This window comes from Streptomyces sp. NEAU-YJ-81, assembly GCF_017592595.1.
Classification (GTDB): Bacteria; Actinomycetota; Actinomycetes; order Streptomycetales; family Streptomycetaceae; genus Streptomyces; species Streptomyces hygroscopicus_B.
Map to the genome: position 1 here is coordinate 1 of NZ_JAGFNO010000015.1, position 16,753 is coordinate 16,753.

Annotated in this window: 2 protein-coding genes (1 of these 2 cut by a window edge); both read left to right on the forward strand. The window is 70.9% G+C overall.

Features of this window, described 5'->3' with window-relative positions:
* The first annotated feature begins 14 nt into the window (after positions 1-14).
* Positions 15-8,393, forward strand: a complete 8,379-nt coding sequence (locus J5X86_RS28035; RefSeq protein WP_308124759.1) for a non-ribosomal peptide synthetase — start codon at positions 15-17, stop codon at positions 8,391-8,393.
* Positions 8,390-16,753: the 5' end (the start) of a non-ribosomal peptide synthase/polyketide synthase gene (locus J5X86_RS52550; RefSeq protein WP_208519496.1), read on the forward strand. It continues 12,105 nt past the right edge of the window; 8,364 of the gene's 20,469 nt are visible here — the first part of the coding sequence; its start codon is at positions 8,390-8,392; its stop codon lies beyond the right edge, outside the window. The genes J5X86_RS28035 and J5X86_RS52550 overlap by 4 nt, the downstream gene beginning before the upstream one ends.

The window sequence follows — 16,753 nt, forward strand, 5'->3', positions numbered from 1 at the left end:
TGGCGCGGTGGCTGGTGGGGCAGGGGGTGGGGCCTGAGTCGTTTGTGGCGGTGGTGTTGCCCCGGTCGGTGGAGCTGGTGGTGGCGCTGCTGGGTGTGCTGAAGGCGGGTGGTGCGTATGTGCCGGTCGATCCGGAGTATCCGGCGGAGCGGATAGCGCACATCCTGGGCGACGCGCGGCCGGTGCTGGTCATCGATGATGTGGCGGCGCTCGCGGCGGCTGACGAGTATGTGGACACGCCGGTGGAAGACGCTCCGAAGCTGTCGCATCCCGCGTATGTGATCTATACGTCGGGTTCGACGGGTCGGCCGAAGGGTGTGGTGGTCGAGCATGGGTCGGTGGGGGCGTATTTGGAGCGGGCGCGGGAGGTGTATCCGGATGCGTCGGGTACGGCGTTGCTGCATTCGTCGGTGGCGTTCGATCTGACGGTGACGGCGTTGTACACCCCGCTGGTGAGCGGTGGTCGGGTGGTTTTGGGTGCGTTGGATGAGCGGGCTGGGGATGGTGGTCGGCCGTCGTTTATGAAGGTGACGCCGTCGCATTTGGGGTTGTTGGAGGTGTTGCCGGAGGGTGTGTCGCCGTCGGGGACGTTGATCACTGGTGGTGAGGCGCTGGTGGGTGAGGCGCTGGGGTCGTGGCGGGCCGCGCATCCGGATGTGACGGTGGTCAATGCGTATGGTCCCACTGAGGCGACGGTCAACTGTGCGGACTACCGCATCGAGCCTGGTGTTGCGGTGGGGTCGGGGCCGGTGCCGATTGGGCGGCCGTTCTGGAATACCCGCGTCTATGTGCTGGACGCGTCGTTGCGGCCGGTGCCGCCGGGGGTGGCCGGTGAGCTCTACATCGCTGGCGTGGTCCTCGCGCGGGGGTATTGGCGTCGTGCGGATCTGACGGCGGAGCGGTTCACCGCTGATCCGTTTGGTCCGGTGGGTGCGCGGATGTATCGCACGGGTGATGTGGCGCGGTGGAACGCCGATGGTCAGTTGGTGTATGTGGGCCGGGTCGATGACCAGGTCAAGGTGCGTGGTTTCCGTATCGAGCTGGGCGAGATCCAGGCCGTCATCAGCGGCCATCCCGACGTTGCCCAGGCTGCGGTAGTCGTGCGGGAGGACCGGGCCGGGGATCAGCGTCTGGTCGCCTATGTGGTGGCGGATTCCAACGTTTCCGATGCGGCCCTGCGGGAGCACGCCGCCGAGGTGCTGCCGGATTACATGGTGCCCTCGGCGTTCGTCACCCTCCCCGAACTTCCGCTGACGCCGAACGGGAAGCTGGACCGGCGTGCGCTGCCCGCGCCCGACTACGGGCCCGAGTTGGCCGCGGGCCGTGCTGCGCGTTCGCCGCGCGAGGAGATCCTGTGCGGTCTGTTCGCCGAGGTGCTGGGCGTCGAGTCGGTCACTATCGACGACGACTTCTTCCGTCTCGGTGGCCATTCCCTGCTCGCGACGAAGCTGGTCAGCAGGATCCGTAGCGTCATGGACGCCGAACTGCCCATCCGGCAGCTCTTCGAGACCCCCACCGTCGCCGGCCTCTCCACCACCCTGGACCGGACGGCCCTCGGCACCTCCGTCGCCCGCCCCGCCCTGACCGCGATCGCGCGCCCGTCCCGCGTCCCCGTTTCGTACGCGCAGGCCCGCCTCCGCTTCCTGGACCTGCTGGGCGACGGAAGCACCGCCTACAACGCGCCCGGCGCGCTCCGGCTGACCGGACCACTGGACCGGGAGGCGCTGCGCCTGGCCCTGGAGGACGTGGTCGCCCGCCACGAGAGCCTGCGCACCGTCTTCGCCGAGGACGAAGAGGGCTTCACTCAGATCGTCCTGGAACCGGGTCACGCCGCGGTCGATCCCGGCGTGCGGACGGTGGACGAGGCCCGGCTCGCGGCCGAGCTCATGGCCGAGGCCCGGCACGTCTTCGATCTGGCCCATGAACCACCGCTGCGGGTCACGCTGTTCGAGCTGGGGCCGGACCAGCAGGTACTGCTGCTTCTGCTGCACCACATCGCGGGCGACGGCTGGTCGATGCGGCCACTGGCGCGTGACGTGGCGACGGCGTACACGGCGCGCGTCGAAACGGGCGACGCCCCGCGGTGGGAGCCGCTGCCGGTGCAGTACGCCGACTACAGTCTCTGGCAGCGGGCGGTCCTGGGCCGGGAGGACGATCCCGGCAGCGAGCTCTCCCGCCAGCTCGCCTACTGGACCACCGCGCTGGCCGGCATCCCGGACGAGCTCGCGCTGCCCGCCGACCGGGCGCGTACCGACGAGCTGACGCAGCGCGGCGGCCAGGACTCCTTCCGCATCCCGGCCGAACTCCATCAGGCGCTGTACGGGCTGGCGCGCGAGACCCGCTCCAGCCTGTTCATGGTGTTGCAAGCGGGGCTCGCGGCGCTGCTGACCCGGCTCGGCGCGGGCACCGACATCCCCATCGGCACCCCGATCGCCGGCCGCACCGACACGGCGGTCGAGGAACTGGTCGGGTTCTTCGCCAATACGCTGGTGCTGCGCACGGACACCTCGGGCGATCCGACGTTCAACGAGCTGATCGAGCGGGTCCGGGAGCGGAGCCTGGCGGCGTACGCACATCAGGACCTGCCGTTCGAGCGGCTGGTGGAGGTGCTCAACCCAGAGCGCTCGCTCTCCCGGCACCCGCTCTTCCAGGTGTCGCTCTCGCTCCACCACACCGACCCCCGGGCCACGGTCGCCGAGGTGGCCCGGCTGCCGCGGCTCGCCGTGGAGCTGGAGCGGCTGCCGATCGAGGACACCAAGTTCGACCTCAACTTCGAGCTGACCGAGCGGTTCGACGACGCGGGCAGGCCCGCGGGAATCGCCGCCGACCTGGAGTTCAGCGCCGAACTCTTCGAGCCGGGCACGGCCCGCTCCCTCCGGGAGCGCTACCTGCGGCTGCTGGCCGCCATGGTCGGGGAACCGGACCGGCCGGTCTTCGCGGCGGAGATACTCGACGCCGCCGAGCGGACGGCCGTCATCGAGGAGTGGAGCGACATCCGCCGGCCGGGTGTGGCCGCCGTGCTGTCACACGTGGAACTGCCCGAGGCGGTGAGCGGCACCCGGGCCTACGTACTGGACGAGACCCTCCGCCCGGTGGCTCCCGGTGTCCCCGGAGAGCTGTACGTGGCGTACCGGAGCCCGGCCCCGGGTGGCGCGGACGCCACCGATACCGCCGACGCCGACCGGCCGCTCCCGTGCCCCTTCGACCACGGCAGCGCGATGCACCGCACCGGCCGGGTGGCCCGCTGGTCCAACGACGGGGAGCTGCGGCTGGTCGAGACCCCCGCCGAGCGGCCGGACGAGGCCGCCGAACCCGACCGGCGGACCGAGCCGTCCCGTGCGCCGCGCAGCCCGCGGGAACAGATCCTGTGTACCCTCTTCGCCGAGCTGCTGGGCGTCCCCGCCGTGGGCATCGACGACGACTTCTTCGCCCGCGGCGGCCATTCCCTGTCCGCCGTACGGATGCTCAGCCGCGTACGCTCGGTGCTCGGCGTGGAGATCTCCATCCGCCGGCTCTTCGAGAACCCGACCGTCGCAGGACTGTCCGCGGTGCTCGACGAGGCGTCCGGCGCCCGGCCTCCCGTGACCCCCGCCCCGCGCCCGCCTCGCCTTCCGCTGTCGTACGCGCAGCAGCGGCTGTGGTTCCTGCACAACCTGGAGGGCCCCAGCGCCACCTACAACATCCCGGTCACCCTGCGGCTCGTCGGCACCCTGGACCGCACCGCGCTGCGCCTGGCCCTCGGCGACGTCGTCGCGCGCCACGAGAGCCTGCGCACGCTGTTCGCGCAGGAGACCGAGGAAGGGACCGGCGCCCGGCAGGTCATCCTGCCCGCCCCGCAGGCGCGACCGGAGCTGATCGAGGAGACGGTCACTCCCGGGGAACTGGACGACAGGGTGCGGGCCGCGGCCTCCCACCCGTTCGACCTCACCCGCGAACTGCCCGTCCGCGGCTGGCTGTTCACCACGCACACCGGGGAGTGCGTCCTCGTCCTGGCGCTCCACCACATCGCGGGCGACGGCTGGTCGCTCGGCCCGCTGGCCCGCGATCTGTCGTCCGCGTACACGGCGCGCGTCGAAACGGGCGAGGCCCCGCGGTGGGAGCCGCTGCCGGTGCAGTACGCCGACTACACCCTGTGGCAGCGACAGGTGCTCGGTGCCGAGGACGACCCCGACAGCGAGATCTCACGCCAACTCGCCCACTGGAAGCAGGCGCTCGCGGATCTCCCGGCGGAACTGGAGCTGCCCACCGACCGTCCCCGGCCGCCGCGCCAGTCCCACCAGGGCGGGCGGGTCGGCTTCGAGGTCCCCGCGGAGCTCCACGAGGGTCTCGCGAACCTGGCGCGCGACACCCGGTCGAGCCTGTTCATGGTGGTGCAGGCCGCCCTGGCGACGCTGCTGACCCGGCTCGGGGCCGGTACGGACGTGCCGATCGGCAGCCCCATCGCGGGGCGCACCGACGCCGCCGTGGAGGACCTGGTCGGATTCTTCGTCAACACGCTGGTGCTGCGCACCGACACCTCCGGCAACCCCGCCTTCACCCAACTCGTCGGCCGGGTCCGCGAGACGAACCTCGGCGCCTACGCACATCAGGACCTGCCGTTCGAACGGCTCGTCGAGGTGCTGAGCCCCGTCCGCTCGCTCGCCCGCCACCCCCTGTTCCAGGTGCTGCTCGGCTTCGACAACAACCAGGACGCCCTCGAAGTGCTGAGGCTGCCGGGCCTGACCATGGACGTACGGGCCCCGGAGACCGGACGCGCCAAGTTCGACCTCGCGTTCTTCTTCGACCAGACCTACGGGCCCACGGGCGAGCCGACCGGTATGCACGCGGCAGTCGAGTACAACGCCGACCTCTTCGACCGGGAGACCGCCGACGGCTTCGCCGCGCGACTGCTGCGGGTGCTCGAAGGCGTCGTGGCCGACCCGGACCGCCCCATCGGGCGGCTCGACATTCTGACGCGCGCCGAAACCCGGGACCTCCTGCATGACTGGAACGGAACCCCGCACGAGGTGCCGCCGCACACCGTGCCCGTACTGTTCGAGCGGCGGACCGCCGAGGTGCCCCGCGCCACCGCGCTGATCTCCGAGGACACCACCCTGTCCTACGAGGAGCTCAACGCCCGGGCCAACCGGCTGGCCCGGCTCATGGCCGCCGAGGGAATCGGGGGCGAGGACATCGTGGCCATCGCCCTGCCCAGGTCGGCGGAGATGATCGTCTCCCTGGTCGCCGTCCTCAAGACGGGCGCCGCCTACCTCACCCTCGACACCTCGGCCCCCGAGCAGCGGCTGCGCGCCATTGTCGAGGACTGCGCGCCCCGCGCCCTGATCACCGACGCGGCCACCCGCCCGCTCCTGGGCACCGGACCGGACCGCTGCCTCGTCCTGGACGACCCGGCGACCGTACGGGCGTTCGCCGACGCCCCGGCCACCGATCTCACGGACCACGACCGGGCCCGCCCGCTCGACCCGCGCCATCCGGCGTACATCGTCTACACCTCGGGCTCCACCGGGACCCCCAAGGGTGTGGTGATGCCGATGGCGTCGCTGATGAACCTGCTCGCCTGGCACACCGACACCTACAGCGGCGGCGTCGGCACCCGCACCGCCCAGTTCCTCGCCGTCGCCTTCGACTTCGCGGTACAGGAGATCCTCCAGGTGCTGGTGGCGGGCAAAACACTCGTTCTGCCCGAGGAACACGTTCGGCGCGACGCCTACGAACTGGTCGGCTGGATCGCCCGCCACGGTGTGAACGAGCTGTTCGCGCCCACCTTGATGATCGACGCGGTGCTCGCCGCGGCCGAGGACCGCGGCGAACCACTGGACTCGCTCACCGACATCTTCCAAGGCGGCGAGCAGTTCCGGCTCAGCGGCGAGCTCCGCCGGTTCTGCGCCGGCGACTGGCGCCACATGGCGCACAACATCTACGGCCCGGCCGAGACCCATGCGGCCACCTCCACCACACTCCCCGAGGACACCGACGAGTGGCCCTCGTCCGCGTCCATCGGCCAGCCACTGTGGAACGCCCAGGTCCACGTGCTCGACGCACATCTGCGGCCGGTGCCGCCCGGTGTGCGCGGGGAGCTCTACATCGGCGGCGCCCAGATCGCCCGCGGCTATCTGAACCGGCCCGGCCGCACCGCGGAACGCTTCGTCGCCACTCCGTTCGGCGCCCCCGGCTCCCGGATGTACCGGACCGGCGACATCGTGTGCTGGAACCGCCTGGGGCAACTGGAGTTCCTGGGCCGCGCCGACGACCAGGTGAAGATCGGCGGCTTCCGCGTCGAACCCGGCGAGGTCGAGGCCGTGCTCGGCGACCATCCGAGCGTCGACACGGCGGTCGTCGTCACCCGCGAGGACACCCCCGGGACGACCCGGCTGGTCGCCTACGTGGTACCGGAAGGCGCCCACGACGAAGCCGACCTCGTGCCCACCCTGCGCAGCCACCTCGAACAGCACCTGCCGCACTACATGGTCCCCTCCGCCGTGACGGTCCTGTCCGAACTGCCCCTCACCGCCAACGGAAAGCTCGACCGGCGCGCGCTTCCCGCCCCCGTCACCGACCGCCACGGCACGAGCCGAGGCCCGCGCACCGAGCGGGAGAAGACGCTGTGCGGGCTGTTCGCCGAGGTGCTGGGGCTGGACGGGGTCGGCATCGACGAGGGCTTCTTCGACCTCGGCGGCGACAGCATCATGTCCATCCAGATGGTCGGCCGGGCCCGGCGCGCCGGACTCGAACTGTCGGTCCGCGACATCTTCGAGCACCGCACCGTGGCCGCGCTCGCCGACGTCGTCACCGAGGTGGCGGGAGTCGTCGCCGAGGAGCCGGGCGCCGGCATCGGCGAGGTGCCCCTCACGCCGATCGCGCACTGGCTGCTGCGGCGCGGCGAGGACCTGGACGGGTTCAACATGTCCGTCGTCCTGCAGACCCCCGCGGCACTGCGCCTCGACACCCTCACCCAGTCCCTCCAGGCGCTCCTCGACCACCACGACGCCCTGCGGGCCCGGCTCACCGCCGGACCCGAACGGCGAATGGAGATACGGCAACCCGGCACGGTCGACGTCGCGCCCCTGGTGCGCCGGGTGACGGTCGACGGACAGGACGGTCGGCACCTGGACGAACCCGCACTCGGCGCGCTGGTACGGGCGGAGGGCGAGAGCGCCAGGGACCGGCTCGACCTGGACCGGGGCACGGTCGTACAGGCCGTGTGGTTCGACCGTGGCGCGGACACACCGGGCCTCCTGCTCCTTCTCGTCCACCACCTGGTCGTCGACGGCGTGTCCTGGCGCATCCTGGTACCCGACCTCGCGGAAGCCCACGAGGCCGTCACCGCCGGCCGCACCCCCGAACTCCAGCCCGTGGGCACCTCGCTGCGCCGCTGGGCCCAGCGGCTGACCGAGGAAGCGGCCGCACCGACCTGGGTCGCCGACGCCGCCTGGTGGCAGGAAACGCTCCGCAAGGAGGACCGCGGGCTCGGACGCCGGGCGCTGGACCCCGCCCGGGACACGACCGCGGCCGCCGGCCGGATCAGCGTCACCCTGCCGGTGAACGTCACCGAAGCCGTGCTGACCCGAGTGCCCGCCGCGTTCAACGCCGAGGTCAATGACGTTCTGCTGACCGCCTTCACCCTGGCGTGGGAACAGTGGCGCGGGGACACCGGCCTCCTCCTCGACCTGGAGGGTCACGGCCGCGAGGAACACCTCGTGCACGGCGCCGACTTGTCCCGCACGGTCGGCTGGTTCACCAACCTCTACCCCGTGCGCCTGGAGACGGGCGCCGCCGACCTCGGCGAGGCGTTCGCGGGCGGGCGCAGCGCCGGAGACATCCTCAAACGCATCAAGGAACAGCTGAGGGCGGTGCCGGACAAGGGCATGGGCTACGGCCTCGTCCGCCACCTCAACCCGGCCACGGCCGAGGGGTTCGCGGGGCTGCGGGATCCTCAGGTCGCCTTCAACTACCTGGGGCGTTTCTCCACCGCCGCCGTCGGCCAGAACGCCGACTGGACCCCGCTCATCGGCATCGACGGCGTCGCCGGCGACCCGCCGCACCTGCCGCTCGCCCACGCTCTGGAGCTCAACGCCCGTACCCACGACGGCCCCCAGGGGTCGCAGCTCGTCGCCTACTGGAGCTGGGCCGCGGGGATCCTCGACGAGGACGAGGTCCGCGAACTGGCCGACCTGTGGTTCCGGGCACTCCAAGCTCTCGTGGCCCACTCCGAGAACCCCGAAGCCGGCGGGCTCACCCCCTCCGACGTCTCCCTCTCCTCGATCACCCAGGACGAGATCGAGGCGTTCGAGGACGAACTCGGCGACCTTTTCGACGACATGCCGGACGACGAAGAGCCGGCCGCATACGACGACGTGCACGCTCCTGAAGACGAAGAAGAGGCCCGCAAGTGAGTCGCACCCCGCGGAAGATCGAGGACATCCTGCCGCTGGCCCCGCTCCACGAGGGCCTGCTCTTCCACAGCGTTTACGACCAGGGCGAACTCGACCCCTACGTCGTCCAGGCCGCCTTCGATATCGAGGCCCCGCTGAACACGGCCACCCTGCGCGCCGCCGCCGAAGCCCTCCTGGCCCGCCACGCCACCCTGCGCGCCGCCTTCCGCCAGCGCAAGAACGGCGACTGGGCGCAAGTGGTGATGCGCACCGTGCCGCTGCCCTGGACCGAGACCGACCTGACCGCGCTGCCCGAGGACGAGCGGACCGCGGCCGCGGGCGAGGCCATGACCGCCGACCGGAGCACACGCATCGACGTGACCCGGCCCCCGCTGCTGCGCTTCACACTCCTTAGGCTCGGCGCCTCGCTCCACCGCCTGGTGCTGACCAACCACCACCTGGTGCTGGACGGCTGGTCGCTGCCCGTCCTCATGGCCGAATTGTGTGCGCTCTACGACGCCCACGGCGACGCCGGCGCCATGCCCCGCGTACGCCCCTACCGCGACTACCTGAGCTGGCTGGCGGCACAGGACCGCGAGGCGGCCCGCACTGCCTGGCGCGAGGCGTTCGCCGACCTCGCCGAACCCAGCCCGATGGCCCCCGGAATCGCCCGCACCACGGTCGCGTCCGCCGAGGTCCTCGCCTCCTTCTCCCGGTCCGACACCGCCGCCCTCACCGAGATCGCCCGCAGCCGCGGCATCACCCTCAACACCGTCGTACAGACCGCCTGGGCGATCACCCTCGGCCGGCACACCGGACGCGACGACATCGTCTTCGGCACCACCGTCTCCGGGCGCCCGCCGCAGATCGACGGCGTCGAACGGATGGTGGGCCTGTTCATCAACACCCTGCCCACCCGGATCCGGCTGCGAGCCGCCGAACCGTTCGCCGAACTCCTCATCCGTGTCCAGGGTGAGCAGACCCGCCTCACCCCGCACCAGCACCTCGAACTCGCCGAGATCCAGCGCGCGGTGGGCCACGGCGAGCTCTTCGACACCTCCATGGTGTTCCAGAACTATCCCGTCGACCGGTCCACCACCGCCGACGAGGGCATCGCCGCTGCCGTCCGCCTCGTCCCCGGCAAGGACCGCGAAGCCACCCACTACCCGCTGATGCTGGTCGGCTCCGCACGCGACACCATGCTGTTCAGGCTCAACTACCGGCCCGATGTCTTCGACGAAACCGCCGCCCAGCGCATCCTGGACCGCTTTGTGCGGATCCTGCACGCCCTCGTCGCCGAGCCCGAGCTGCCTGTCGGCCGCATCGATGTGCTCGATGAGGCCGAGGCCCGGTCGGTGCTGTGGGATTGGAATGACACGGCGGGTGAGGTGCCGGGTCGTTCGGTGGTGGAGCTGTTCGAGGAGCGGGTGGCGCGGACGCCGGATGCGGTGGCGGTGGTGGCGGGTGGTGTGTCGCTGTCGTACGGCGAGTTGGATGTCCGTGCTGGGCGTTTGGCGCGGTTGCTGGTCGGTCGTGGGGTAGGGCCTGAGTGTTTTGTGGCGGTGGCGTTGCCGAGGTCGGTGGATCTGCTGGTGGCGTTGCTGGCGGTGTGGAAGGCGGGTGCGGCGTATCTCCCGCTGGACACCGAGTACCCGGCGGACCGGCTGGCGTACATGCTGCAGGACGCCGCACCGGCCCTTGTCCTCACCACAGGTGAGCTGACGGGTGTGTTGCCGGACGTGGACATCCCGCGTGTGCTGCTGGACGCGCCCGAGACCGCCGAGGAGCTTTCCCGGGCGGCGGGGGAGGGGCGGACCGTTTCTCGGGCCCTGTCGCATGCGGCGTATGTGATCTATACGTCGGGTTCGACGGGGCGGCCGAAGGGTGTGGTGGTGCCACAGGGGCCGCTGGCGAACTTTGCGGTGGCGATGGCCGGGCGGTTCGGGCTTTCGGGCGGGGACCGTTTGCTTGCGGTGACCACGGTGGGCTTCGACATCGCGGGTCTGGAGCTCTTCGTGCCCCTGCTGTCCGGCGCCGCGGTGGTGGTCGCCGAGCGGGATGTGGTGCGCGATCCGGTGGCGTTGTGCGCGCTGGTGTCGGCTGAGCGGGTGTCGGCGATGCAGGCGACGCCGAGCCTGTGGCGAGCGGTGCTGGCCGAGGACGCTTCGGTGCTGGCGGGCGTGCGGGTGTTGGTGGGCGGTGAGGCGCTGCCCGCCGATCTGGCGGCGGCGTTGGCCGAGCGGGCCGGGTCGGTGACGAACATGTATGGCCCGACGGAGACCACGATCTGGTCGACGGCGTGGCCGGTCACGTCGGAGGGGGCGGATGCGCCGCGCATCGGGCGGCCGATTGCCAATACCCAGGTGTATGCGCTGGACGGCGGGTTGCGGCCGGTGCCGGTCGGGGTGCCGGGCGAGCTGTATATCGCGGGCGAGGGTGTGGTCCGTGGATATCACGGTCGGTCGGGGCTGACGTCCGAGCGGTTCGTGGCCGATCCGTTCGACCGCACCGGCGGTGGCCGGATGTATCGCACCGGTGACCTGGTGCGGTGGACGGCCGAGGGCGAGCTGGAGTATCTGTCCCGGGTCGATGACCAGGTCAAGCTGCGTGGCTTCCGGATCGAGCTGGGCGAGATCGAGACGGTGCTGGCCGGGCATGAGCACGTGGCCCAGGCCGCCGTCCTCGTGCGCGAGGACCGGCCCGGCGACAAGCGGCTGGTCGCCTATCTCGTCCCGGCGGCGGATGGCGGTGTGCCGAGCGGCGCCGAGCTGCGTCGGCATGTGGCCGCGCGGCTCCCCGACTACATGGTGCCCTCCGCGTTCATGACTCTGGACGCCTTCCCGCTGACGCCGAACGGCAAGCTGGACCGGCGCGCCCTGCCCGCGCCCGACTACGGACCGGGCTCGACGGGCGGCCGGGCCCCGCGCTCGCCGCGCGAGGAGATCCTTTGCGGTCTCTTCGCCGAGGTGCTGGGCCTGGAGTCGGTCACCATCGACGACGACTTCTTCGGCCTCGGTGGCCATTCGCTGCTGGCCACGAAGCTGGTCAGCCGGATCCGCTCGGTCCTGGACGTCGAACTGGCGGTGCGGCGGGTCTTCGAGGCCCCCACCGTCGCCGAGCTCGCGACCGTGCTGGACGCGTCCGCCGCGGTGCGCTCGCCGCTACGGGCGGTGGAACCGCGCCCGGCGCGGCTCCCGCTGTCGCTGGCCCAGCAGCGGTTGTGGTTCCTGCATCAGTTCGAGGGGCCGAGTGCCACGTACAACATTCCGGTGGCGCTGCGGCTGAGCGGTGAGCTGGACGAGCGCGCGTTGCGGCTGGCCCTGGGCGATGTGGTGGCGCGGCACGAGAGCCTGCGCACGGTGTTCGCCGAGGACGCCGACGGTCCGTACCAGGTGGTCCGGGACGCCGAAGCGGTCGGACTCACCGTGGTACGGACCGACGAGACCCGGCTGCGCACTGAACTCCTCGGCGCGGCCCGCCACGCCTTCGACCTCCGGACGGAAGGACCGCTGCGGGTTTGGCTGTTCGAGCTGGGCGACGACGCGTACGTACTGCTGGTCGTCGCGCATCACATCGCGAGCGACGCGTGGTCGATGGGCCCGCTGGCCCGCGATCTGACCGGTGCCTACGCGGCGCGGGTCGGCTCCGGCGGGGCTCCCGGCTGGGAGCCGCTGCCGGTCCAGTACGCGGACTACAGCATCTGGCAGCGCGAGGTGCTCGGCGCCGAGGACGACCCCGACAGTGAGTTAACCCGCCAACTTGCCTACTGGAAGGCCGCGTTGGCCGACCTTCCGGAAGAGCTGCCGCTGCCGTTCGACCGCCCCCGTCCGGCGGCCGCCACCTACCAGGGCGACTCCGTCACCCTCGACCTCGCTCCGGAGCTGCGCGAGAAGCTGACGCGGATCGCCCGTGAGCGCCGGGCCAGCCTGTTCATGGTGGTGCAGGCGGCGCTGTCCACGCTGCTCACGCGCCTGGGCGCGGGGACGGACATCCCCCTCGGCACCCCCGTGGCCGGCCGCACCGATGACGCGCTGGACGACCTGGTCGGCTTCTTCGTGAACACGCTGGTGCTGCGGACGGACACCTCCGGTGACCCGACCTTCACGGAGCTGATCGAACGGGTGCGGGCGCGGGATCTGGAGGCGTACGCGTACCAGGACCTGCCCTTCGAGCGGCTGGTCGAGGTGGTCAACCCGGAGCGTTCGCTGTCCCGGCATCCGCTCTTCCAGACGATGCTCACGCTGAACAACACCGAGCAGGGCGCGGAGACCGCGGTGGCCTCGCTGCCGGGTCTGACCGTGGCGAACGAGCCGGTGGCCGTGGGCGGGGCGAAGGTCGACCTGTCCTTCCGGCTGGGTGAGCGGCGGTGCGATGGTGCGGACGGGGGTGTGGTGCTGGAGGGGGCTCTGGACTTCAGCACCGACATGTTCGACCGGGCCACGGCTCAGCGCATCGCGGGGCGATTCGTGCGCGTTCTGACCGTGCTCGCCGAGGACCCCGAGCGTCGTATCGGGGAGGTGGAGTTGCTGGATACGGCGGAGCGGGAGCGGGTGCTGGTCGAGTGGAATGGTGAGTCGCGGGGTGTGCGGGGTGTGTCGTTGCCCGTGTTGTTCGCGGAGCAGGTGGCGCGGACGCCGGATGCGGTGGCGGTGGTGTGTGGCCGGCGTGAGGTGTCGTACGCGGAGTTGGACGCGTGGTCGAATCGGGTGGCTCGGTGGTTGATGGGGCAAGGGGTTGGGGCCGAGCGGTTTGTGGGTGTGGTGTTGCCGCGGTCGGTGGAGTTGGTGGTGGCGCTGCTGGGTGTGGTGAAGGCGGGTGGTGCGTATGTGCCGGTGGATCCGGAGTATCCGGCGGAGCGCAAGGCCCACATCCTGGGCGATGCGCGGCCAGTGCTGGTGATCGATGAGGTCACGGATCTCGCGGCGGCCGATGCCTGCGCGGATGACCCGGTGGAAGAGGTGCGGGAGCTGTCGCTTCCGGCGTATGTGATCTATACGTCGGGTTCGACGGGTCGGCCGAAGGGTGTGGTGGTCGAGCATCGTTCGGTGGGGGCGTATTTGGAGCGGGCGCGGGAGGTGTATCCGGATGCGTCGGGTACGGCACTGCTGCATTCGTCGGTGGCGTTCGACCTGACGGTGACGGCGTTGTACACCCCGCTGGTGAGTGGTGGCCGGGTGGTGCTGGCGGATCTCGATGAGCAGGCGGCCGGTGTCGGCCGGCCGTCCTTTATGAAGGTCACCCCCTCCCACCTGGGGCTGTTGGAAGCGCTGCCCGAGGGTGTGTCGCCGTCGGGGACGTTGATCACCGGTGGTGAGGCGCTGGTGGGGGAGGCGTTGGCGTCGTGGCGGGCCGCGCATCCGGATGTGGCGGTGGTCAATGCGTATGGTCCGACGGAGGCGACGGTCAACTGCACCGACTTCCGGATCGAACCGGGGCAGGTGGTTGCCGGTGGTGCGGTGCCGATCGGGCGGCCGTTCTGGAACACGCGGGCGTATGTGCTGGACGCGGGGTTGCGTCCGGTGCCGCCGGGAGTGGCGGGTGAGCTGTACATCGCGGGAGTGGTGTTGGCGCGTGGCTACTTGGGGCGTGCGGATCTGACCGCCGAGCGTTTTACCGCCGATCCTTACGGCCCTGCCGGTGCGCGGATGTATCGCACGGGTGATGTGGCGCGCTGGAACGCCGATGGCCAACTGGTGTACGTGGGCCGGGTGGATGATCAGGTCAAGGTGCGGGGCTTCCGCATTGAGCTGGGTGAGATCCAGGCTGTACTGCGTGGCCATCCCGAGGTGGCTCAGGCCGCGGTGATCGTGCGGGAGGACCGGGCCGGGGATCAGCGGCTGGTCGCCTATGTGGTGGCGGATTCCAACGTTTCCGATGCGGCCCTGCGGGAGCACGCCGCCGGGGTGCTGCCGGACTACATGGTGCCCTCGGCGTTCGTCACCCTGGACGCGCTTCCGCTGACGCCGAACGGGAAGCTGGACCGGCGTGCGCTGCCCGCGCCCGACTACGGGCCCGAGTTGGCCGCGGGCCGTGCTGCGCGTTCGCCGCGCGAGGAGATCCTGTGTGGTCTCTTCGCGGAGGTGCTGGGCGTGGAGTCGGTCACCATCGACGACGACTTCTTCCGTCTGGGTGGCCATTCCCTGCTGGCGACGAAGCTGGTCAGCAGGATCCGTAGCGTCATGGACGCGGAGCTGCCCATCCGACAGCTCTTCGAGACGCCCACGGTCGCGGGTATCTCCACCGCTCTCGCGACGGATGGTGTGCGCCGCCGCGTGACCGTGGCCGATCCGCGCCCGGAGCGGATCCCGTTGTCGTATGCCCAGCAGCGGCTGTGGTTCCTGAATCAGTTCGAGGGTCCCAGCGCCACCTACAATGCCCCGGTCGCGCTGCGGCTGACCGGCCGGCTGGACCGGGAGGCCCTGCGTCTGGCTCTGGGCGATGTCGTGACCCGCCACGAGAGCCTGCGCACCGTCTTCGCCGAGGACGCCGACGGCTCCCGGCAGATCGTCCTGCCCGCCGACGAGGTTCGTACGGAGCTTCCGGTGGTGGAGACCGACGAGCGGCGGTTGGACGAGGACCTGGCCGTCGCGGCGGCCCGTCCCTTCGACCTCGCGGCCGAAACTCCCTTCCGGGCCGTTCTGTTCGCGGTCGCGGAGGACGAGCATGTGCTGCTCGCCCTGACCCACCACATTGTCAGCGACGCGTGGTCGCGCGCCCCGCTGGCGCGTGACGTGGCGGCGGCGTACGCGGCCCGGGTCACCACCGGTGAGGCTCCGGTGCGTGAGCCGCTGCCGGTCCAGTACGCGGACTACAGCCTTTGGCAGCGCGATGTCCTCGGAGACGAGACCGACCCGGACAGTGAGATCTCGCGTCAGCTCGGCTACTGGACCTCCGCGCTGGCGGGCCTCCCGGATCAGCTCGAGCTGCCGTACGACCGGCCACGGCCGTCCGTCGCCTCCTACCGCGGAGACCGCGTCCCCTTCCAGGTCTCCCCGGAGCTGTACGCGCGGATCAGCGAGGTGGCCGGGGAGGCGCAGGCCAGCCCCTTCATGGTGCTTCAGACAGCCCTCGCCGCCCTCCTCACACGGCTGGGCGCGGGCACGGACATCGCCATCGGCACACCGATCGCCGGCCGCACCGACACCTCGCTCGACGACCTGGTCGGCGTCTTCCTGAACACACTGGTGCTGCGCACGGACACCTCCGGGAACCCCAGCTTCACCGCACTCCTCCACCGCGTCCGTGAGACGAACCTCAGTGCCTACGCCCATCAGGACCTGCCCTTCGAACGGCTGGTCGAGGTGCTCAACCCGGAACGCTCGCTCGCCCGCCACCCGCTCTTCCAGGTGCTGCTGACCCTCAACAACACCGACTACCAGGGGGCATTGGACTCGCTGGACGGCCTTCCGGGGCTCACCGCCGACCGACAGCAGGTCGAGACGTCAGTGGCCAAGTTCGACCTTGCCTTCGGCTTCACCGAGAGCCATGGCGAGGACGGACAGGTGCGTGCGCTGAGCGGTGTCCTGGAGTTCAGCACCGACCTGTTCGACCGCGCGACGGCCCAGACGTTCACCGAGCGACTCCTCCGGCTCCTGACCGAGGCCGTGGCCGAGCCGACCGCCCCAGTGTCCCGTGTCGATGTGCTGGATGAGGCCGAGGCCCGGTCGGTGCTGTGGGATTGGAATGACACGGCGTGTGAGGTGCCGGGTCGTTCGGTGGTGGAGTTGTTCGAGGAGCGGGTGGCGCGGACGCCGGATGTGGTGGCGGTGGTGGCGGGTGGTGTGTCGCTGTCGTACGGCGAGTTGGATGTCCGTGCTGGGCGTTTGGCGCGGTTGCTGGTCGGTCGTGGGGTGGGTCCGGAGTGTTTTGTGGCGGTGGCGTTGCCGAGGTCGGTGGACCTGGTGGTGGCGTTGCTGGCGGTGTGGAAGGCGGGTGCGGCGTATCTCCCGCTGGACACCGAGTACCCGGCCGACCGGCTGGCGTACATGCTCCAGGACGCCACACCGGCACTCATCCTCACCTCGACGGACTCGGCCGAGCACCTTCCCCACGCCGGTGGCGTTCCGCGTCTGTTGTTGGACTCCGCGGCCGTGCGGGGAGCACTCGAAGACGTTGCCGACGTCGAGGAGGTACGGGCGGCCACGGCCTCCGACACCTCCGCGTATGTGATCTATACGTCGGGGTCGACGGGGCGGCCCAAGGGTGTGGTGGTGCCGCAGGGGCCGTTGGTGAATTTCCTGGTGTCGATGGCCGACCGGTTCCAGCTTGCGGGTGGGGACCGTTTGCTTGCGGTGACCACGGTCGGGTTCGACATCGCGGGGCTGGAGTTGTTCGTTCCCCTGCTGTCCGGCGCCGCGGTGGTGGTCGCCGAGCGGGATGTG